Origin of the sequence: Cytobacillus sp. FSL W8-0315 (assembly GCF_038002905.1) — a bacterium.
In the GTDB taxonomy this organism is placed as follows: domain Bacteria; phylum Bacillota; class Bacilli; order Bacillales; family Cytobacillaceae; genus Cytobacillus; species Cytobacillus pseudoceanisediminis.
The window spans coordinates 250,058-270,797 of sequence record NZ_JBBOOC010000002.1 but is presented as its reverse complement, the minus strand read 5'-3'; the positions used below and the strand labels follow the sequence as shown (position 1 = coordinate 270,797).

Below are 20,740 nucleotides of genomic sequence, written 5' to 3'. Positions count from 1 at the left end.
TGGCATGAACATTTTTAGTATATCATGACGTTATTATTCTTTTTATTGAAAAATGTTGACAAACTATTAGCTGGTTTTGTTTAAGTACAATTCTTCACAATGTATCTGTCCACTTGGCATAGATACAGGTATCCGTAAGCCTACAACCATCTGCTGATAAATCCTCATTTTTTAAAGTCCCTTCTAACTCGAATCCCAACTTTTCAGGGATTGAACGGCTTTTTAAATTTGTGGATTCACACCGAATTTCTATCCTTTTAAATTTAATGACATTCAAACCTAACTCAGTTAAACCTTTTATTGCTTCTAACATATATCCATTGCCACTATATTCAGTATTAATCCAATAACCAATATGACATTTTGGAATGTTCCAGTTTACTTCTTCAAAACTTGAAACTCCTATAAATTCATTAGAATTTTTATGAAAAATAAGGAATCGAAAACTTTCTCGGTTAAGAAAGTTAATATACGCCTTTCTCAGGTTTACTTCTGTTTCTTCAACTGTTGGAAGGGTCTGGGCAAATGGCAACCAAAGCTTTAATTCATTTAAGGAATCTCTTATAGCTTTATTAACAATATTACTGTCTACTGATTGTCTTGGTGCTCGTAGTATTAGTCTTTCAGTTTCGAATTGTAATGGTATATCTAATAATAAAGGATTCATTTTATTTCCCCAATTTCCTTTTAAGATTATAGGTTTCTTCTTAAACAAACCTACCACTTTAATTAAACAAAAAGCCGCCTGGTTTGGCAGCTGATCTTGAACATAGCACCCGTTTTGCTCAATGTATCTTAAATCAAAATTCGATATAAAAAGGATGAAGTTTTTCGTTTAAACAAAACTCAATTCTTTGCCAAAAATTTTTCCAAGTGACCATTTCCAAGGCTTTTTTAACTGGAAAGAAACCTACCTCTAAGCTCTCTGGAGATGTTCTCAGTTCTCCTCCGATTGGTTTTCCCAAAAACAATGTGTTACATATAGAATCACTTACATTTTGATATACTCCACAAAATTTTAAAACTTCAATATCTATACCAGTTTCTTCTTTTGTTTCCCTGATTGCAGCGTCCTTTAATGATTCTCCTTCTTCAACCTGTCCCCCAGGCATTTCCCATCCTCTGCGAGGACCTTTAATTAATAAAACCTCTTTTTGCTCATTAAGTACGATAGTTGCTGCTGATACTTAATTAATTCGCTACTTTTTTTCTTTCACCTTCTTCAACAGCGCTGCCCCTTTAATTCAATAAAAAAAGCCACCTGGGATGGCAGCTATCATAATCACCTTTAATAGAAGATACAAGAAAGAATTTCTGCTATTTCTTTATGTGGAGTTCTTCCCATTCTTCTATAGATACCTTTTCATTCTCTCTTAAATGTTCAGGTACTTCAACGTAACACATCAATTCTAAACTATTTCCATCAGGGTCTTCAAAATACACAGAAGCATTTCCCTGTTAAGGTCTAACAAAAGGTTCTACAGATGTTCTACTTCCAAATGGAACAGCTGAAATCCCTTTACTTTTTAACCATTGTAAGGAACTTTTCATATCCTCATAAGAGATAGTAAAGGCTAAATGCCTTAATGATGGGTGGGACGGGGTTTTATACTCTTTCCCTTCCCATAACCCTAGCCAACTTTCCCCTTCAACTATCCAGAAAAATGCGGTTTTCGAACTACGCCAAGCTAGCTTTAACTCTAACTCACGATAAAATTCAATAGATCTATCTAAATCTTTGACAGGTAAATGAGCTTCATAAATCCCTTTAATCATTTATATAACCTCCTTACATTAAATTTTACATTCCTACCAATTTATTACCTCCAGGTATAGACTGAAATCCCCTACAACTTTTGCTGTTGAAATATTTGAAGCCCATTTTCGCTGTTCAATAAAACTGCCCCGTTCGTATTATAAGGTCACCAGATATTTCTGGTTGACCATTTTTTATTTGGTCTTATTATATCAGTAGCCAGGGTAGAACGTAACTGCCCGTGGGGCCATCGACCCCGTCAACTAAACGGTTCACCCCCTACTTGTAGAAACATGATTGAGGCTGGTTGGGACATAGATCTCGTATAACAAGCGAAGCTGTGACACTGCATGGAGGAATTAGGGGTACTGGCAAATTACTAGTTTAGGAGGAGGATTTTTAAATGAATCCAGTCATTGGTCTGGATGTTTCAAAAGGGGAAAGTCAGGTTCAGGCATTTTTGGATAAAGGCAAACCATATCGTAAGAGCTTTAAAGTTTCTCATACTATTGAAGGTCTTGATTTACTTGTAGAGTTTCTGGAGGTCGTAAAGAGAGAAACAGGTAAGAAACCACCTATCGTCCTAGAAGCAACAGGACATTATCATTCCTCTGTTGTTCAATACTTGGAGGACCGTGGATATTTATTGATCATCATTAATCCACTGATTTCTTATAAGGCGAAAAGTTCAAGTCTTCGGAAAGTAAAGACAGATGCGCTCGATGCTTACCATCTCTGCGAGCTGTTTTATAAAGAGGATCTTGAGCCATATAAAAAGCGTGGAGTTCAACTTTTAAACCTTCGAAATCTTACCAGACAGCACGAGAATATAACGGGGGTATTAATCCAAACAAAGCTACAATTTCAAGCCATTCTGGACCAGGTCTTTCCTGAATATAGAGGGGTTTTTGGTGACTTATATTCGGTAGTATCACTGTTAACTCTTTCAGAGTTTCCCTCATCTGAAGATATATTAGAGGCAAGCGTTGAGACCATAGCTGACAAAATCGCTCAATTATGTAAAAGCCGTTCATACAGATGGGCTAATGAAAAAGCTATTCAACTCAAAGCTGCCGCAGACAGAAATCCGTTTGAAAAGACTTTGTATCAGAGTCATATTTTGAGTCTTGGTATGTATATAAACATTATTCTTCAATACAAAGAGCACCTATCCAAGTTAGAGTCAGAGATAGATGCCCTCGCTAAAGAAGTTGAAGAATATAATATTATCAAATCTATCCCTGGTATCGGTGAAAAGATCGCTGCAACGATCATTTCAGAAATTGGGGAGATAGATCGATTTAATGATCCTAAAAAGCTCGTAGCTTTCGCTGGAGTTGATCCTAGTGTATTCGAATCTGGAAAGTTTACAGCCACCAGAAACCGAATCACGAAAAGAGGATCCAGTAGGCTTCGTCACGCCTTATATATGGCTGTTCGTTGTGCGATTCGTGACTGTCGCAAGAGTAAAACAAGCGATGAAATTATTCCTCGAAATAAGAAATTACGAGAGTTCTATGATAAAAAACGTGAAGAAGGAAAACCTTTTAAGGTAGCTGTAATTGCTTGTGTAAATAAGCTCTTACACTGGATATTTGCCCTTTTAAAAAGCAAAACAACTTTCCAAGATATAGCTTAAAACCAAATTAAACTAAATATCACAAAACCTTCCAACAACAGAATAATGGAAGGTTATTTGGCATGCGCATTTTTAGTATAGCATGAGATATTTTAAGTTTTTATTGAAAAATATTGACAAACTATTAGCTGGTTTAGTCGAATAAGAAAAAGCCACCAAAATGGCAGAAGGATCTATAACTCTTGTACCCTTAAGTTGAATAGATGCCTTCTCCGGTAATGCATATTTTTATCGAACTGCGACATACCACATACTATTTCTATCTCATTTTCACGATTGACTATATTTGTTTATAATAAAAATGTTAATAGTTTTTTGAATGGAGTGCTTAAAATGAATATAAAAAAGACAGAAGTTAACGGACATATCATAGCAATTGCTCATGCAGATTCAATTTTACTAACAGATGAACAAAGTGCTTTGGATATTATTATGTCAATTAGCAGTGAAACAGAAAGCAATCAAATTATACTAAACAAAGAAGCAATTTCAGAAGATTTTTTCAAACTTAGTACAAGACTAGCAGGGAAAATCCTTCAAAAGTTCATTAACTACGATATTAAGTTTGCAATTGTAGGGGACTTTTCGTCTTATACCAGTAAACCACTGAAAGATTTCATTTATGAGTGTAATAAAGGAAACGATATATTTTTCGTTTCATCCGAACAAGAAGCAATTCTTAAATTATCTAAAGCAATATAAACACTAGTAGAATCATTTCCGAAAAATGACCGGGCTGTTTTTGGCCCGTTTTTTCTTTTTGCTGCGCACTTTAGGTCAAATGTATATATCTGTAATTAAATGGAAACTTTATTTATACCGAGCAAGGCCAACTAGCATAGATCAACCCACTTAAGATTCCGGACCTTGCTCGCAGCCCATACGCATATTTCCAAAAATAATGGGCAAGCTGTACATCAGAGTAGGGGCACCCTTTCATGTTTTCCACATTGAAAAAGTTTCCGCCCTTACTCGTATCTTCAGAGGTGATACCATGCTCAATTGGATTGATCAATACACTTTAACAAATATATATTTCGTATCACTTGGAGTTCCAAGTATTTTGGCAGCTTTATGGTTCTTAGCTGTTATTTTGACTTTTAGAGCTGAGAAAAAAGGTAAATGAAACTGATTGCTTATTTTATTTTCCAAAAGCCCCGCACCATTAAGTATTTATTTATATTTATTTGAACAGCCCTACTACCCCATGTGGTATAATTATCCAAAAACATTAGGAGAATTATACTTAATGACTGCTACTCTTGTGACAATCCTTCCACTTTTATTATCCATAGCCCCTATTTTGTTTATTGTTTGGTTCCTAATTAAAATTCTAAAGATACAACAGGAGAAGAATATTATTCTTAAATCTATCTCGGACAAGCTTGATAAACTAAAGAATTAGACGGGGAAACTCGTCTTTTTTACTTCGTAGTTTATGTCTATACGCCATAACAGTTTATTTTTTTTATTCAACAAATCTGCCCCTCGTATATTATGTTTAACTCCTTAAATACCATTCTCTTTTTCATCTTTTCTATCAATATAAGGTGGTCTGTTTGGACGTCTCGAGATATTTCTAGATAATGGTCTTAGGATCATTTGGGACAATTCTTCCTGCCCCTGTAGCTTGACTACATCTAAAGACTGTTTCTCAGTGTACGTGCGGCACTTCATACTCGCAGGCTGAGCGCACTGCCTCTCGAACTCAGGTGACAAGCAGCCCTGAGGCGGCTTTCGATGCAGATGCAGTTCTGATACACGAGGTTGATGATCGGCGTCCATACTAGAGATATCTCGAGGCGTCCAAGGAAATACCCAATGATTCCACAATGAAAGGAGGGTAACCCCCATGCGATTATTTGTTGGTTTAGACGTAAGTTCGTTTGACATGAAAGGCTGTATCCTTGATCAGGAAGGATCAAAAGTGGATACCTTCACGGTATCAAATGACCTTCCAGGAGCCACAGTTTTGAAGGAACGAATCCTCGGCCTTGCGAAAGGACGTAAAGTTGAAAGCGTTAAGATCGGTTTGGAGTCCACTTCGGTCTATAGCTTCCATCCTTCTATGTTCCTTCATTATGATGAAGACCTTAAGGTCTTTGACACTCAAGTGTTCGTCATTAATCCGAAACAGATTGCCAACTTCAAGAAAAGCTATTCGGATATGAATAAGACGGATGAAATTGATGCATTCGTGATTGCCGATTATGTCCGATTCGGCCGTAACCAGATGTCCATTGTCAAGGAGAGCCAGTATGTCGCACTCCAACAGTTGACCCGTTCACGTTATCACTTGGTTAAGATGATGACAAAGGAGAAACAGCACTTTCTCCAACATCTGAATTTCAAGTGCAGCAACTTTTCCCATGAGGTGGACTCTTCCGCCTTCGGAAATGCGATGATGGACCTCTTCCTCGAAAGATACAGCCTGGAAGAACTGGCCCAGATGCCTTTAGATGAATTGGCTGCGTTCCTTCAGGAACACGGGAAGAATCGTTTCTCTGATCCCGATAAAGTAGCTACTTCCATCCAACGGGCAGTCCGCTCTTCCTACCGCTTAGATAAAGTGGTAGAAGACTCAATGGATCTCCTTTTAGGTACTTCCATTGAGCTGATCCGTTCCTTTCAGAAACAGATCAAGGAAATCGACAAAGCCATTACCCGTCTAATGACAGGCCTTTCCCAGACCTTGGAGACTATACCGGGCATCGGACCTGTATATGCCGCAGGCATTATTGCCGAAATCGGCCAGATTGAACGTTTTGAAGATGAAAGCAAGATTGCCAAATATGCAGGTCTATACTGGCGGAAACACCAGTCTGGCCGCTTTACAGCTGAAGACACTTCTCTTTCGCGACAAGGAAACGAATATCTGCGCTACTACCTCGTTGAAGCCGCCAACTCGGTTAGGAGACAGATTCCCGAATATCGCGAGTTTTACCAAAAGAAATGTCTTGAAGTTCCAAAACATCAACACAAACGTGCCCTCGTCCTAACAGCAAGAAAACTCGTGCGATTGGTGGATGCGCTGCTTCGCAAACGCCAAGTCTTTGCGCAAGAAAGGTGCGTGAAGATCTGACAAATATACTTTGTCAGCGCAAGCCTTCCTGATTTCCAGTAAATTACATTTATTTACTGGTGTAGTTCCTTACGGTCTTTTTTAGTCACAAGTAAATTGAAAACTAAACATCTTTAAACTTTTGGAGTTGACATATTACCGCAGGTCTTTAGCTGAACAAGCAAAAAGACCGCAGCAGCGATCTCTTTTTAAACTCTTGGACCCTATAGTTTAATTACAATTCTTCACAAACTTACGATTATTATGCAATGGATTAGAAAAACATTGAGAACACATTCCAAAGAGAGTGTGCCAGGATTGGAACCCATAAATTTCTAAACCGAAGGGCAAGAACCCCAAGAGCGAGACCTAAAAGTAACGTACTAAAACCCGCAGAATGGATCAAAGCAAACAGAAGGGAGGATATGATTAACATTACATATTGTAATTTTCTGTATGGGATTAAAAGGAGCAAACCCCTATAAAAGAGTTCTTCTTCAATAGGTACAATGATGCAAACAATCATAAAAAATTGGATATATTCGCCAAATTGTAAAGGCAGCAAATGAAAGGATAGTGGCTGGTGCATCAGTAAAATAACCAATGACATTACCCCAATTATCCAAATGTAGGTACCTTTCTTTTTAAGAGGCGATACACTAAAAAGATCTTTGTATTTTTTGCCCGCTATAAAAAATACTGTGATTAAAAATAGCATTAATATAACTCTATTTTGCAGTTGAAAACTAAAAGGGCCCTCTGGCAACGTATCGGTAATGAATATAAACTGCTCTGGTATTTTAATGCCACGAAGAAAATATCCAATAAAGACAATTAATAAAAATAGTGCAATTTTTCCTGAAATATTAAGGGAGGGTTTAGCCGGTTTAGGTTTATTTAATTGTATTTTCAAGGGAAAAATCCTTTCCTCAAATCATATAAAATATATATTCTCTAAGTGAAAACTTTTTCCTTTATTTCGCTAACCTGCCCCTTTAAATCGAATTCAACAAGAAAGGCGTTAATCCTCCCCTAGATCAACGCATTCGATAGTTTAATAAAAAGCCTCTTAAGATTTTTTGAAATTACCTGGGATTTTAACGAGAACATAATTTCCAGTCCACATTTGAGTGGTGGCAATTAATATCCTTCCGTCTTTTTCAAAGAACAGACCAGCACCATCTCTTTCTTTAAATTCCCATCCATTTGAACTAATCATTTGTTTTATATTTTCATCAGCAATCGAAATACCTTGGTTCTCACTACTTGTGATATACCAAATAGAATCGCCTTCTACTGCAATTTCTGCTAGTTTACTTTCCGATTCTTTCAGTATATCAATCGCTTCTTTTGCAGACGTATCAGCTATCGGAAGAGAAGGGTAATGCAATTTATTTACAAATACGAATACTGCAATAACGGCTATAAATAAACCTAAGATCATTCCACCCTTTTTCAACTCATTACCTCCTTTCTAACAAGACGCTTATCACTGATAATAAGTTCCTAAGCATTTAAACTTACCTTTGGGATTTGCTTCTTCAACTAAACTGCCCCTTTGTTTTTTTTAAAAGTCCGCCTGGTTTGGCAGCTGATCTTGAGCATAAGAAACAGGCCCTTTACTTACTTTTTACTTCCAATTTAATATCTTCTATCCTCCACTTTTTCACACTATCATACTTTCCTATCGCCTTAGTCATTACAAATTGATAATTGGTTTTGATATCTTCAACCGTATTGTAGGTAAGGTACACTTTATCCTTTTCAATTCTGAATTCCTTAAGATCCAGAACAGCATTTGGTATCCATTCAAACCCTTTGCCATTAAAGCCAAAACCACAAGGGCAGTTCCCTGCTTTGTCTGTTGTAAAGTAACCTTGCCCATCCTTAAAGGCCATTAATTTAGTTGCTTCCTGAAATGATTGTGAAGCCTTGTAGGATTCAATCGTACTTAAAGCGGCAATAAACTCTTTATATTCAATAGCAGATCTTAAAGTTTGTACTTCTTCTTCCAATTGAGAAAGGTTTTCTTCTAAGGACTTCTTTTCCTCTCTTACCTCATTGAACAAATTAGACTTATTTTCATTTTCTTTTTCTAGTCTTGTAACTTTCTGAACTAACGCATCCTTTTCCGTTCGGACATCTTCCGCAGCATTTGAACTATTTAAACTATCAAAGACAGCTAAAACTGCAATGATTAATAAAACTACATATGCATATATTTTATAGCTTCTTCTCATTTGAAACCTCCAATCTCAGATAGAAAGGCATAATAAACTACGAATATAAAAATTAAAAGTTTTGAAATATCCCAGAAACTAGAAGGGGTATTAGTCTTTTTTTGCTAATCGCCCCGTTTGTTGAACAAAAAAGCCGCCATTTGGCAGCTAACTATTTTAGTATTTGTGCAAATTTGATTCCGGAGGAATTACATTTTTGATAAGTAAAATGTCCCTTTCCTTTGCATTTGGTACAAAGAATTCTGTTCCCCAATGACCTAAATGAAACACAGTCACTCCATCGTATATTAAATTAACTGTAAACCACTTGAAGTTGTCGTTTTGATCCAAATTTTTATTGAATAAATACTCTGAAAGGGTACAGATTTTCTTCGCCTTGAATATTGTTATTTTTTCATCCTGCATTTCAAGCATATTTATGTTAAGACATTTAATTTCTCTAATAATCTCAATTTCTTCATTCCAACAATGAATTTCAATCGTGTCTGACTTTGGTAAATAGTAATTAATTAATGGCACCCAATAATCGTAATTATCATTCCTTGGTTTTGGAAATGTAGAATTGACTTTTGTATAAGTAGGTATGTGAAAAACCAAATTCTTACCCAAAACATCCCTCCCCCATAATCACTTTATTATTTATTCTATATCCTTTTTAAACAAACCTGCCCCGTTTGTGGAATAAGGATTATTAAACAACTTATTACTTTTTGAATGACTATATTATAAATTAAGCGACATTATTATCTGTGCACAGCAAAAGGTTTTCCCTCAAAAAAAACGAAGACAAAGTCCTCGTTTTAAAATGTAAATACAAGTTGACCATCTTTTGTAAGGTAAACACTATTATAGTCATACTCTACTTTTTTATTGTTTACAGTTAATTTATTATTTATTTTCTCATTTTGTTCAATGTGATTTTCTTTTTCTATTCTTATCCACTTTTGAAGCAAGGACCATCTTCTTGATAATTTAGCTATTTCCTCATCCGAAAGAGTCTTAAGGTTTACAGATTGATTTTTCAAAGACCCTATCCTTTCATCCAGGCTCTTAATTGCTCCCCCAAGAGTGTCAATCATTAGATGCTTTAATGCAGCATTCTTAGCTTCTTTTGTCATTTTTGTAAAGGACTTGCCATCCATACCGATTGTAATATGACCTTCTAGATAAAGCCATTCATAAACATATGATGTAGCTTCCTCTAGTGTTAAAATGTCCTTTTTACAAACCAAGAAAGTCGCTTTATTATAAACCATCTTAGCATGGCTATAATCAGCATGACTGTAAAAACAAAAAATGCTTTTACCTGTTAAACGTTGACGTTGCTTGTGATATACCGCTAATTCACTAGCGGACATATTTAATGGGACCTCTACAAAGAATATAGGGTTTTTATTGGTCGTTTCCTTTTCATTTATGGTCCAGTCTCTTTTTATCACTACTGCCCCATCATAATGGTGGTTTATCGGCTTAAGTTCTTCCAGGTCCACATTATAACCTTCATTGGACCACTCCTGAATAATCAAAAGTACTTCTTCATCAGATATCAGTTTGTAGCCGGCCATTTCCTGAGCATAAAATAACTTTTCGAGCAACATACGGCGCATTTCAAAAGAGAATTTACCAGGATCATACTCTCCTTTTTCATTTCCTTTTGTAGCTCGCTCATATGCTTTATAATCGTCGATATAACGATTAAACTCGTCTTCATGCCACAGGGCAGGATTATCTAAAAATCCCTTATTTGAATGCTTTTGAACTCTTTTTTCAATCTCCTTAATTCCTTTTATGGGATCCTTGTATCTACAATCGAACGTTACATCGAAAAGAAATTCTTTCCAATCTGCCAAATAAGTAACGGAATCATCTCCACCATCGATTAATTCCTGTAACATTTTATCTTTTCTGCCACCTAATAGGCAGACCCAGCAACCCGTGCGTGTATTTCCACATGATTTGTTCAATTCTTTTTTGCTGCGGATTACAGGACACTCTTTGATATTGGAACCCCCATACATAGCTTCCAAATTTTCAACAGGCATCCCCCATGGTAGTTCTTTACTTATATACCTGAGAAAATTCCAGGTATCATCGGTGCTAATATCTCTCACAGCATGGAATACTCTGGCATTTGGGATATAATCATGCTCTCCAAAGAAATCATTTGATGTATGTCTCTTGATACTAGCAGCTCTTTTTATGCTCTCATCTAAACGAACACCGAGGAGTAGTGTTAATCTATGGTTATACTCGGGTTCTGGTATAATTACTGGCTGTTGCTTTAGAATCTCAGTCATTTTGGAGTTTAGAGGAGCTATTTTTAATCGATCAGTACACCATTGAAAACCTTTACCAGGAGCGGGTGGAATTACTCCCAAGCCTATTACGTGCCTGAAATACCTCTGGATGAGACGAGGCTTCACCAGATGGACTTCGATACCCAATTCCGCGCCATTAACAGCTATCATTTCAAGTGATTTATGAAGAAAGGATGTTAACTTGTTTGTTTCTACAGCAGTATCAGATGAAACGACATGTACCTTCTTGTGCCGTTGATCTTGAGTCAATTCAGATAACATTTCCCAAAGAAGTTTTAAAACTAAAGTTGAATCTTTTCCGGAGGAGAATGCAACCACCCAATCATAAGGGTCATTAAGATATTCATTTTTCATAAGTGTTTTTATGTCTTGGAATTGTTTTAGCTTAGATTCTGGATCAAGTATCCATTCCATAAAGTTATCATCAGATTGTTTTTTTAACACATTAATTGTCATAAACAATCCTCTGCTAAACAGTAAAAGGGGGAAACCCCCTGCTAATACTAGTTTAGCAGAGGATTTTCACCCCCTATAAAATATTTAATATTCTATTCATGATTCCCATCATTTTAAATGCATCTACTTGTCCAATACCTCTTAACATTTATTAATTCTTCTAAGTCACATAGTCTAGAATCCATGGCATTTTGAATATCTTCGGTAGAAATACCTGTAGACTCCAAACATTTAAATATATCCTCTTGTATCTTGGTTGGAAGAGTTGCAATAAAAGCTGTTTTATTATAAACCATCCTTTTCCCTCCGTTAGTTAGAAAACCTCATAAGAAACAATTTTCACCTATGCACCGACTCTATTGGCCGCTGTTATTTGCTTTTTTTTGTCCATCATAGTTAGGAACTTTTCTTCATCTTCTAAGGTCATTACGGAAAAATCCAGCCGAATAGCCTTAACAGTTTTAAAAGGTTCGATATCTCTTTCAGAAAGCATCCCATTCAAAATATAATGTTCTAATAGCCTAGAGTTTGGCTTACCATATTCAATTAGCAGCCACTCTCCTAAATAATCATATATTGCAGATATGTCGTATTTAGGTTGGTTTGCTACCCATGAAAGACTGCCATACTTATGAGGAATGGGTTGCTTTATGGATTTTTGCTGGTCCTTTTCTATTAAATGGAGCAATTTTAATTTTAGCCCCTCATATTGATGTGCCATTCCTTCGCTCTCGGTTTCAGCTGTCCTATATGCTGCGCTGCTTCGTTAATGCTCCAATGATCCGGAATTTCGAAATCGCTTTTTATCAGTTCTTTGCCTGCTTTATTGAAGTTTGGCTTAACATAGAATGTTTCTGGTAAACGAAAATCTTGAATCATATCGAGATACAATTCATTGGTTTTTATCGCTTTGTTGTCGATTTCAGCTACTTGCAGCAATAAACCAACATCATACAGATATTCATTTAGGCCTATGTAATCCACGTTATAAATCTTTTTTGCAGTAAACCTTCCTACCAGATTCCATTTTTCAAATACATGTCGCTTGGAATCTGAAGATTCTAAAGCTGTTTTAATGGAATTAGTAAGGGTTTTTAACGTCCCCTCAGTTTTTTTTAACTCCGGGTAGTGTCCATCCTCAATGAACTTTTCCATTAATGTTGCAGCTGGTATTCTACTCATTTCTTTCACTCCATTAGGTTCCCTAATCTAGTATTGGGAACCTGAGAATAAGTTCCCCACTAGAAAGGGAGTGTGGAGTTAAGATTAAGCCACTAAAACAATGACCTCCGGATCAAAAATTGACCAAGTTAAGAAATCTTTCTTGGCCTGGTCCCGGTTTGCTGCATATAAGTAAACGGTTTCATGAAGTATACAATAGTAAGAGATCTGATACAGAGATAAAGGTCTCCAGTTGCCCGCTTGTTCTGCATGTTCAATCTCCTGCAGTTGGTTTTTGATCTTTTCATCTCCAATAATGTTTCCATGTTCTATGCGTAGAGATATAGTATTTTCAGGTCCCATAACTACAACTAATGGACAATTTCGTACTGTATGAAGAAAGCTACACAGATTATCCCCGTTCACAATTACATCCTTAGCAAACTTATGGCCGCTTAGTAAAACTCTATAAATAATTGATTCCATTTTTAATCCCCTCCAGGTTAATTAGTAATTGAAAGTTCAGTTTTAGATTGTAAAAGCTCAGAAGAAACTGAACGAATATCTCTACCATGTTTAGCCTTTAAAATTTGGCGAACATGCATATCATTAACAGCTGATAATACTTCCTTTTTCATGACCCAACCCTCTGTTTTATGAACATAAAAGGAAACCTGGTAAGCATTCCGATGGCACCTAACCCCGTTAAAGAATTCCTGGCTAGGTAATACAGCAGATACTTTATCAAGTTTAAGAAAAATGGGTGGTTTATTATCTCCTTGCTGAACATCAATCCACGCTGGCTCATTTAATATGAGATGATGAATATGAATATTGCCCTGAATTACGACTTCACCATTTCTATAGATCTTTTCAGAAGTAACAATAAACTGCGTTGCATCTTTAGTGTAAAACTCAACCATTATGCGATATCCTCCCTTTGAAACGAAAACAGATTGAAATCATTCGGCTGCAGTTCTTCCCGAATAAGATCAATCTGTTTTATACAATCCGCCAATATTAGTTTTTTATTTTTTCTGCTATGAATTTTAATTGTCACTGAGTCATTTACTAGAACAATGTTAATTCCATCTTTGAAAAATAGCCCTCTTGGATCTATCATATTAAAGGATGGCCTTTTCCGCATTTCTTTCATCCAATTAGCATGGAACATTGAAGGATGTTCAAGAATAAATTCAATCCCTGTTACATATGCACCGAGGCATCCTAAAGATAAGTCAAATAAATACAAACCTCCAGATAAATCACAATTAAATGTAATTCGATATCCTTTTAGCGAAGTTCTAGGCTGGTTTTCAAATGGCTCAATACGAAAAATTGAACCATCGATAGCCCATTCAAAGCCATTTCTTACTTGATTGAAGTGGATACCCTTTAAAGCTTTCCCTAACTGTTCAGGCTCAATCGGAGCAAAACATGTTAACTTAAACATAAGTATTTCCTCCATTTCGCCTAAAAAATTTAGCCTTTGTTGCATTCATTAACAACACAACCCCTCCATAAAGTTTTACTTTATAGTTTTAATGATTCTAATGTGATCCCCCTCTAAAACGCAAAAAACGCCCTTTAGGATGTTCTAAAAAAAACACAAAAATAGTGTTTTCTAGATCATCCCAAAGGACGCATACGTTTTATATAAGGACCTGCTAACCTAAGAATGGTTGCAATAAAATGACAAAATCAATAAAAACTATAGTTTGATTTTACCATTTCTCACCATCTTAATTCAAGCTTTTAAAATGTTATGGCAAGCCTCAACAAACTTTTGTTCATCTGCAGAAATCTCCAGTAAGTACTCAGCTTCTTCTTTTGTAATGTATACTTGTTGGTCTACCCCTTCCTCGTAAGACAACTTTAACCCTGTTACATTTTGTTGGTTAAATTCATTAATATAAGATGTCATAACTTCAGGAGTAGTAAGAGAAATACCGTTCTTTATTTCCTTTTCCTCTTTTGTTATATAAATAAGTTCAATAAGATTATTATTTTCTTCATTTCTAAAAATAGTTCTCTTTATATAAAACAGTACATTTAAAATGACTTCTTGATTCATTTTTATCATCCCTTTAACTATTGATTTTCTTAGTTTTAATTTACAAGATGAATGAAGTATTAATTGTATTTTTTCACAATAAATTAGAGTACAAATTTAAAAACAGTTCAAATCACTGATACATTTCCTATGATTATCTGATTTTAAACGATCAGTAGGATAAACCTGATGATACTCTACTTTATATTAAGCTCTTTATTCCCCCTATGAATATAAGGTTTCATAAAACTTCAGATACTTTGGTTTAATAAAGTATACTAAAAAATCCCTATTCTTAATAGCGAACCCATGTTCGCTAAAGGCATAAAATGTTAATTTGAATTGCTAATTAATAATACATTTGTCCTAATTTATAGTAAATATTTTCTTTCGTAAAATTTTAATGTGTACATTGTGCAAATTAACGTAAATTTTATATGTATCTCTAATAATTAACTTCGAATCTTTTAACAAACCCTCATTCACCAACCATATACCTAAATGTTTTAACACCTCAAGTATAGAAATAAGTTTACTTCATGACAGTTTTTTCTTAGATATTTCAATTAGTTGTAAAAAAACTAGAAAAAACCCCGAAAAAATCGAAACTTCTCTCATATTAGTTCAATTTATTGAACTAATGATTGTTTTATATACCAAATTTATCTGGAATTACACACCTGTCGAGCGACAAATTTCACCACGATAAACTTACAATATATTACTTATGGTAGTAAAATATACATATGAGCATTATATGGAAGGGGGGGCAAAATGCTCGAGAAGTTTACGTTTGGCCAGCAGATTAAGTATGTACGAACTATCAAAAGGATAAACCAGAGTGAACTTGCTAAGGGGATTTGTTCGATTTCTTATCTATCTAAGATTGAAAATGGAGTCATTTATCCGAGTGAAGAAATAAAAAATTTAATAATTAAAAGATTAGGTATTGAAGATAACCCTCTAAACAATGAATTTGGAGAAAGAGAGATTCAAGAGTTATATAATTTTTTGTTAAATAAGGACATTCAAAATGCTGAAAAAGTCTATAAAGAACTTTTACATAAAGACTTTTCTGAAGCGTTAAAATTAAGATTCGAAGTTATTTCTATCTTCTATTTTGTGGAAATGAAGCATTTCAAAGAACTCCCCCAACGGATTCAATCTATTTTTTCCAAGGAAGCCCAGCTTCCATCTGAGTTAAGATATTTCTTTTATAAAGCTTTAGGTTATTATTACTACCACACCCAAAAAGCAGAGAAGTCGTTTTATTTTTTTGATAAATCAGTGAGCCTAGTATCGATGTTTACGTTAAATAATTTAGAACTAGCTGACCTATATTATGCCTATTCACTTGCTGCAGCAAGATTGAAAAAAACCGCTATTTGTTTAAAATATTGTCAATCTGCACTAGAGATTTACCAGGAGCTATACCTTCTAAAGAGATGTGTTGACTGTCATGTTTTATTAGGAATTACCCATCGAAGGAATAATAATATTGAAGAAGCAATTTCTCAGTATAAAACAGCTTTAGACTTAGCTGCCCAGATACATTACAAAGATATTTTCTTAACGATCCAGCATAATTTAGGCTATTTGTATGGTGTAATTGGAGAGATAGATAAAGCAATTGAACTTTTTTACGTTATCTTAAATAAGGTAGATCAATTGACCCCATATGTTCATGTTCAGACTATCCTTTCATTAGTTAGGGAACTTCATAAAAAAGATAATAAAAAAGAGGCATTTCAGCTAGTACAAAAAGGCTTTGAACTATTAGTTAAACACCCTGACTTAAAAACCCAGTTTTATTTAGAATTTAAATTTTATAATCTATTATTACTTGATAAATATGAAGAATTACAGAAAATAATGTTCTCTCAAGTAGTTCCAGCTTTAGAGAAAGATAAGAAGTATTTTTCCTTATCTAATTACTGCCTGTTCCTGGGGGATCACTATTATGCTAATGGAAAATATAAGAATGCTGCAAAATATTTTTCGTTTTCTAGAGAATTTCTTAATATATCTAACCTAACCAAATAAGGAGTGACATCATGAATAAAAAATTGCTTGTAATTTCCTCTGTTACTATCGGATTGTTAATGGGCGGCTGCTCAACGGGAGCAAATTACTCTAAAAATATAAATGATTCCGAGAACATTACAATTGTTAAGGACGATGAAATTCTTCCACCGCTAATTATTAAACCAATGCCTAAACTTGAAAATAGGAATTATGTATAAAATAAAAAACTCCAAAGCTACAAAAGTAGCGATGGAGTTTTTTTAAAGTGATTAATACTTTCTATGAAGCTGAAATGCTTTATAAGAATCTGCAAGAATATCAATTGGTACACTATCTTTTTTAATAACACCGTTGGTATATTTTACTTCAAATTCAAAGATAGCCGGCCCTGGCTTTATATTTGTTGGGTATTCTATAAAAGCAGGGTCATACAACTCTCCTTTGTATAGAATTGAAGTTCCCTTCTTAAGGCTGACCGTTTTGTTAATTGAAACAGAATTGGCCTGTAATGCCTTTAAAGTACTTTTTACATATTCGACTGGATATGGTGAAACATCAGCTTCTAACAAGAATTTTTCTCCGCTATAAAACTGATTATCTTTGTTACCTAATGACTGGTGTTTATTTTGCCAATCTGGGGTGTGTTTGACGTAACCTTTTAGAATTAGGGGTTTTACATTCACCCAGGTTGTAACCTCAGTCTCATCATATCCGTCATCGGAGGTTGCCCGGAATGTATATTTCTTATGTTTGGAAACAAAGCTGTAGCAATGTTCGGTATCGGAGACTACTTTTGTTTTAGTAAGTACAGTCTTTTCCGCTGTTCCCTCTTCTGTAATAAAGATTTTCACATCCATCTTATGACCATCAGAATCATGAACCCTCATGCAGACATTAATTGTATCTCCTTCATAAGGATCACTTGGGTCATACGTCAATGTAATTGTTGAAGGTCTGTTAACCACTTCTATTGTTTTAGTGATGGTGTCTGTAGCGTTATAAGTATCTTTAACAGTTTGTTTTATGGTATAAACACCAATTAATTGCAAACCATTAAACGTAGGATTAGCAGCGGAAGAAGTAACTTTACTGCCATCAGGCTTCGTTAACTCATAAACGTATGTTAATTTATCACCATCAATATCAGAAGCAGTAGATGTAATTTTAATTGATTCATTGTTAAGATATTTGGCTTTATCGGTATTGAATCCTGCAGTAGGCGGTCTATTCACGACTTCTACCGATTTTGTAATGCTATCTGTTGCCCCTTCAGGATCTTTTACGGTTTGAGTAATCGTAAAGGTACCAGGCTTATCCAATCCAGTAAAAGAAGGATTAACGGAAGTACTGGTTACCTTAGTGCCATCTGCTTTTACAAGCACATAATGGTAAGTCAGTGGGTCTCCATCCGGGTCAGTGGCAGTCGAAGTAACCTTAATGGTTCCATCACGATAATAGGTTGTTTTATCTGTATTAAACCCAGCTTCTGGAGGGTTATTGAACTTATAAGCTCCTTTATACGTAGTGGACACGTTACCAACATTATCTTCAGATTGTACATGAAGGTACCATTGCCCTTTTCCTGATTTCGTTACTACATAATTTGAGTTGGTTGACCAGGAAGACCATTGCGATTCAGTTGGAGTACTAGAGGATTGTGTCCAGACATATCGGGATCTTTTATAACCAGAATGAGCATCGTTAAATTTGAGTCGAACCTTAATGCTCTCCTTGCTCCAATCTCTACTAGAAAAATCAGATGTATCTTCATTATTTCGGTATTGAATAACTGGTCCTGCATCATCAACGCCAAGTTTCATATTTGTAGATTGATAACCTTTAGCCGCTTCATCAATTACAACATTGCTAATATTGTCGACGTTATCTTGATAATAATATTGGATATCATAAAGGTGGCCGTGTGTTTTGGGTACCACTGTCCAATTCACTTTTCCATAAGCTGTTTGTTCTTGTCTGTTAGCCGCTTCAATAACTGCGTGTGAACTTTTAAAGAACGAGTCCTGGTGATTAGTACTTTCACTAAAATAGTGGCTGGAACGCACATCGATATTGTTGCCTGCCAAACGTAAGTATTGTCGCTTATTTCCAGAATCACCGTCATGTTGCCTCAATTGTACTGTGACTTTATCATCAGAGTTTACCCAATAAACATTATTGTTAACGTATTTGGCACCGGTTAAGCTATGCGATATATGAGAAGGAGAAACGCTATCAACACGTAAATTCATACCTGTGTCTCCTTCACCGGTATCGTATCCTCTACCATTGTTTACATTATCAAAATAGTGATATTGGATATCGTAATTATGTCCATGTGTTTTTGGGGTAACATTCCATTTCACAGTACCATAATCAGTATTTTCGGTCCTATTAGCTTCATCGATAACAAGGTGGTTACTTTTAATCCAATGGTTGTTATAATCTGAAGCAGCGGCGAAATCATGGCGAGATCTAACCTCAACCCCACTTCCTAATAATCTAAGATATTGGTATTTGTTTCCGGAATGAGGGTCCCTCTGTCTTAATGTAATGGTTACTGATTCATTTTCTCTTACCCAGTAATCATTTCCGTTAATATATCTTGCCCCTGTAAGACTGTTTGTTATATTAGTCGGAGCGACGCCATCAACACTTAATTTAAGACCGGTATTTCCTGAGCCAGTATCATATCCTACAGCATTTCCCACATTATCAGTGTAATGGTACTGGACGTCATATGTATGGCCATGTGTTTTAGGAGTGACACTCCATTCGACTTTTCCATACTTGGTATTTTCAGTCCTTTTTGCTGCTTCAATTACTAAATGATTACTTTTGACCCAATGGTAGTTATGGTTAGTGGCATCAAAGAAATCATGTCGTGCTCGAACCTCAACCCCACTTCCAAGCATTCTTAAGAACTGATTTTTATTTCCTGATTCTTTATCGTATTGGCGGAGCATTACAGTCACCGTATCATTAGGTTGAACCCAATGATTACTGCCATCTCGAAAACGATGATTAGTGATACTATCGGCAATATGTTCAGGTGGATCGTTTTCAGTAATATATGATATTCTGGCCTGATCTCCTGAAAAGCGCCAATAAGAAGTACCAGCCCATTTGGTTTTATTGCTATCTTTAGGGCTCCTTACTCCATACCATACAGCTGTTTGAGATTCCTCCGAATCAACACGAGTATAAGTCGTATTGTTTGTAAAGTAACGATCAGACCCTAACTCATCCCGTACACTTGCAGCTGCTTCACGTGGTTTGGAACGCCTTAAAACTTCATCGGTATTCATCGTCAGTTTATTGGTGTTTTGTCCGCTAGATAAAGAAATGCTCCCATATTTAAAATCTCTATTTGAAAAATCAAAAGGAACTATTAGAGGTGTATAGACAATATGAGAGTCTACCTTTTTTATTAGATAGAGGGACCAAACAGCATCTTTACTGTCGTCAGGGAATAATTCATTAAGAGGTAAATAAGCATCAAATCCTACACTTTCATAACGCATATTACAATCATAGTTTGGAGTATTCGTTGTTGAAGCGGAACATTCGTTATAGATACCAGATCCTTGGTTATTGTACTCAAGATCTTCGGTAGCGTATAATCCTCGTTGCTGTGCTCTAAATATTTTTATTGCCCCGGCTCCACTACCAGCAACTTTTTGAGCTGCGATGTAGGTTTCATTATTAGAACTTAAGTGCCGTTTATGTCCAAATATTACTGACCAGCCTCTGAATTCTAAATAAGGTTGAGTTCCCGTGCCGTTAAAATTCTTGTTAACAATACGTTGTCCGCCAGATATATATTTGTTGTAATATACATCGTAAATGAGCATTCTCCCGGTATTCTCTTTGTAATGTTTGCCACCAGGTGTTTTATTCCAACCACTTCTTACTGTACTTGGAACATCAAAAGGAGAATATTCAGCGGAACTTGCAGAGGGGAAAAAGAAAATACTTCCCCCTACAAGAAAAAAGAATAGAAATGCTATTAGTTTGAATTTGATACGATTCAA

The 20,740-nt window shown here is 35.5% G+C and carries 20 protein-coding genes and 1 pseudogene; 5 read left to right on the top strand and 16 right to left on the bottom strand.

The genetic code is table 11. The annotated features are described in order from the left end of the window. Positions 1 to 94: 94 nt before the first annotated feature. From MKY20_RS25125 to MKY20_RS25115, 3 genes and pseudogenes are all read right to left on the bottom strand, one after another. Positions 95 to 667 carry a GNAT family N-acetyltransferase gene (locus MKY20_RS25125; RefSeq protein WP_341003643.1) on the bottom strand — a complete coding sequence of 191 codons (573 nt, stop codon included), beginning with the start codon at positions 665 to 667 and terminating at the stop codon, positions 95 to 97. A 133-nt stretch (positions 668 to 800) separates the two neighbouring features. Then, positions 801 to 1,172, bottom strand: a complete 372-nt coding sequence (locus tag MKY20_RS25120; RefSeq protein WP_341004145.1) for an NUDIX hydrolase — start codon at positions 1,170 to 1,172, stop codon at positions 801 to 803. A gap of 145 nt (positions 1,173 to 1,317) precedes the next feature. Further along, a pseudogene (locus tag MKY20_RS25115) lies at positions 1,318 to 1,776 on the bottom strand (VOC family protein). 383 nt (positions 1,777 to 2,159) lie between these two features. On the opposite strand from MKY20_RS25115, the gene MKY20_RS25110 reads away from it, so the two are divergent. The 3 genes from MKY20_RS25110 to MKY20_RS25100 all read left to right on the top strand — a co-directional run bounded on the left by MKY20_RS25110 (position 2,160) and on the right by MKY20_RS25100 (position 6,477). Beyond that, complete coding sequence (locus tag MKY20_RS25110; RefSeq protein ID WP_035333656.1) at positions 2,160 to 3,395, top strand: IS110 family transposase; 1,236 nt, start codon at positions 2,160 to 2,162, stop codon at positions 3,393 to 3,395. A 333-nt stretch (positions 3,396 to 3,728) separates the two neighbouring features. Beyond that, entirely contained in the window at positions 3,729 to 4,097 is a 369-nt protein-coding gene (locus MKY20_RS25105) for a DUF4180 domain-containing protein (RefSeq protein ID WP_252245018.1), read from the top strand. Positions 4,098 to 5,247: 1,150 nt separating this feature from the next. Beyond that, positions 5,248 to 6,477, top strand: coding sequence for an IS110 family transposase (locus tag MKY20_RS25100; RefSeq protein WP_009333976.1), 1,230 nt, complete (start codon positions 5,248 to 5,250; stop codon positions 6,475 to 6,477). Positions 6,478 to 6,730: 253 nt separating this feature from the next. Here the strand turns inward: MKY20_RS25100 and MKY20_RS25095 are convergent, their stop codons facing one another. The 12 genes from MKY20_RS25095 to MKY20_RS25040 all read right to left on the bottom strand — a co-directional run bounded on the left by MKY20_RS25095 (position 6,731) and on the right by MKY20_RS25040 (position 14,705). Next, positions 6,731 to 7,369 (bottom strand): CPBP family intramembrane glutamic endopeptidase, encoded by a 639-nt coding sequence (locus MKY20_RS25095; RefSeq protein WP_341003642.1) that lies wholly within the window; start codon positions 7,367 to 7,369, stop codon positions 6,731 to 6,733. A 156-nt stretch (positions 7,370 to 7,525) separates the two neighbouring features. After that, on the bottom strand, positions 7,526 to 7,915 hold the full coding sequence (locus tag MKY20_RS25090) for a hypothetical protein (protein ID WP_341003641.1): 390 nt from the start codon (positions 7,913 to 7,915) through the stop codon (positions 7,526 to 7,528). 160 nt (positions 7,916 to 8,075) lie between these two features. Then, the gene (locus tag MKY20_RS25085) at positions 8,076 to 8,696 is read right to left on the bottom strand and encodes a hypothetical protein (RefSeq protein ID WP_341003639.1); all 621 of its coding nucleotides are present in this window, start codon (positions 8,694 to 8,696) and stop codon (positions 8,076 to 8,078) included. A 156-nt stretch (positions 8,697 to 8,852) separates the two neighbouring features. Continuing rightward, positions 8,853 to 9,305 (bottom strand): hypothetical protein, encoded by a 453-nt coding sequence (locus MKY20_RS25080; RefSeq protein WP_341003638.1) that lies wholly within the window; start codon positions 9,303 to 9,305, stop codon positions 8,853 to 8,855. Positions 9,306 to 9,496: 191 nt separating this feature from the next. Next, entirely contained in the window at positions 9,497 to 11,470 is a 1,974-nt protein-coding gene (locus MKY20_RS25075) for a hypothetical protein (RefSeq protein ID WP_341003637.1), read from the bottom strand. A gap of 113 nt (positions 11,471 to 11,583) precedes the next feature. After that, positions 11,584 to 11,766 carry a hypothetical protein gene (locus MKY20_RS25070; RefSeq protein ID WP_258752787.1) on the bottom strand — a complete coding sequence of 61 codons (183 nt, stop codon included), beginning with the start codon at positions 11,764 to 11,766 and terminating at the stop codon, positions 11,584 to 11,586. A gap of 47 nt (positions 11,767 to 11,813) precedes the next feature. Beyond that, complete coding sequence (locus tag MKY20_RS25065; protein ID WP_341003635.1) at positions 11,814 to 12,191, bottom strand: hypothetical protein; 378 nt, start codon at positions 12,189 to 12,191, stop codon at positions 11,814 to 11,816. Next, positions 12,167 to 12,652 carry a hypothetical protein gene (locus tag MKY20_RS25060; protein WP_341003634.1) on the bottom strand — a complete coding sequence of 162 codons (486 nt, stop codon included), beginning with the start codon at positions 12,650 to 12,652 and terminating at the stop codon, positions 12,167 to 12,169. The genes MKY20_RS25065 and MKY20_RS25060 overlap by 25 nt, the downstream gene beginning before the upstream one ends. Before the next feature lie 84 nt (positions 12,653 to 12,736). Continuing rightward, on the bottom strand, positions 12,737 to 13,117 hold the full coding sequence (locus MKY20_RS25055; protein WP_341003633.1) for a hypothetical protein: 381 nt from the start codon (positions 13,115 to 13,117) through the stop codon (positions 12,737 to 12,739). Between the two features lie 17 nt (positions 13,118 to 13,134). Beyond that, positions 13,135 to 13,554 (bottom strand): hypothetical protein, encoded by a 420-nt coding sequence (locus MKY20_RS25050; protein WP_341003632.1) that lies wholly within the window; start codon positions 13,552 to 13,554, stop codon positions 13,135 to 13,137. Then, positions 13,554 to 14,084 carry a hypothetical protein gene (locus MKY20_RS25045; protein WP_341003630.1) on the bottom strand — a complete coding sequence of 177 codons (531 nt, stop codon included), beginning with the start codon at positions 14,082 to 14,084 and terminating at the stop codon, positions 13,554 to 13,556. Before MKY20_RS25045 ends, MKY20_RS25050 begins: the two co-directional genes overlap by 1 nt. A gap of 294 nt (positions 14,085 to 14,378) precedes the next feature. After that, positions 14,379 to 14,705, bottom strand: coding sequence for a hypothetical protein (locus MKY20_RS25040; RefSeq protein ID WP_341003628.1), 327 nt, complete (start codon positions 14,703 to 14,705; stop codon positions 14,379 to 14,381). Between the two features lie 753 nt (positions 14,706 to 15,458). Here MKY20_RS25040 and MKY20_RS25035 point away from each other — a divergent pair. Beyond that, on the top strand, positions 15,459 to 16,727 hold the full coding sequence (locus tag MKY20_RS25035) for a helix-turn-helix transcriptional regulator (protein ID WP_258752794.1): 1,269 nt from the start codon (positions 15,459 to 15,461) through the stop codon (positions 16,725 to 16,727). Between the two features lie 11 nt (positions 16,728 to 16,738). After that, positions 16,739 to 16,927, top strand: a complete 189-nt coding sequence (locus MKY20_RS25030) for a hypothetical protein (RefSeq protein ID WP_341003623.1) — start codon at positions 16,739 to 16,741, stop codon at positions 16,925 to 16,927. A 51-nt stretch (positions 16,928 to 16,978) separates the two neighbouring features. On the opposite strand, the gene MKY20_RS25025 is transcribed toward MKY20_RS25030, so the two are convergent. Continuing rightward, the gene (locus MKY20_RS25025) at positions 16,979 to 20,740 is read right to left on the bottom strand and encodes a hypothetical protein (protein WP_341003622.1); all 3,762 of its coding nucleotides are present in this window, start codon (positions 20,738 to 20,740) and stop codon (positions 16,979 to 16,981) included.

What these genes read in the sequence shown, in the direction of transcription:
- MKY20_RS25125 (WP_341003643.1), bottom strand. Translation starts at nt 667, where the DNA reads ATGAATCCTTTATTATTAGATATACCATTACAATTCGAAACTGAAAGA.
- MKY20_RS25100 (WP_009333976.1), top strand. Translation starts at nt 5,248, where the DNA reads ATGCGATTATTTGTTGGTTTAGACGTAAGTTCGTTTGACATGAAAGGC.
- MKY20_RS25060 (WP_341003634.1), bottom strand. Translation starts at nt 12,652, where the DNA reads ATGAGTAGAATACCAGCTGCAACATTAATGGAAAAGTTCATTGAGGAT.
- MKY20_RS25040 (WP_341003628.1), bottom strand. Translation starts at nt 14,705, where the DNA reads ATGAATCAAGAAGTCATTTTAAATGTACTGTTTTATATAAAGAGAACT.
- MKY20_RS25070 (WP_258752787.1), bottom strand. Translation starts at nt 11,766, where the DNA reads ATGGTTTATAATAAAACAGCTTTTATTGCAACTCTTCCAACCAAGATA.
- MKY20_RS25105 (WP_252245018.1), top strand. Translation starts at nt 3,729, where the DNA reads ATGAATATAAAAAAGACAGAAGTTAACGGACATATCATAGCAATTGCT.
- MKY20_RS25045 (WP_341003630.1), bottom strand. Translation starts at nt 14,084, where the DNA reads ATGTTTAAGTTAACATGTTTTGCTCCGATTGAGCCTGAACAGTTAGGG.
- MKY20_RS25075 (WP_341003637.1), bottom strand. Translation starts at nt 11,470, where the DNA reads ATGACAATTAATGTGTTAAAAAAACAATCTGATGATAACTTTATGGAA.
- MKY20_RS25030 (WP_341003623.1), top strand. Translation starts at nt 16,739, where the DNA reads ATGAATAAAAAATTGCTTGTAATTTCCTCTGTTACTATCGGATTGTTA.
- MKY20_RS25055 (WP_341003633.1), bottom strand. Translation starts at nt 13,117, where the DNA reads ATGGAATCAATTATTTATAGAGTTTTACTAAGCGGCCATAAGTTTGCT.
- MKY20_RS25035 (WP_258752794.1), top strand. Translation starts at nt 15,459, where the DNA reads ATGCTCGAGAAGTTTACGTTTGGCCAGCAGATTAAGTATGTACGAACT.
- MKY20_RS25065 (WP_341003635.1), bottom strand. Translation starts at nt 12,191, where the DNA reads ATGGCACATCAATATGAGGGGCTAAAATTAAAATTGCTCCATTTAATA.
- MKY20_RS25050 (WP_341003632.1), bottom strand. Translation starts at nt 13,554, where the DNA reads ATGGTTGAGTTTTACACTAAAGATGCAACGCAGTTTATTGTTACTTCT.
- MKY20_RS25110 (WP_035333656.1), top strand. Translation starts at nt 2,160, where the DNA reads ATGAATCCAGTCATTGGTCTGGATGTTTCAAAAGGGGAAAGTCAGGTT.
- MKY20_RS25085 (WP_341003639.1), bottom strand. Translation starts at nt 8,696, where the DNA reads ATGAGAAGAAGCTATAAAATATATGCATATGTAGTTTTATTAATCATT.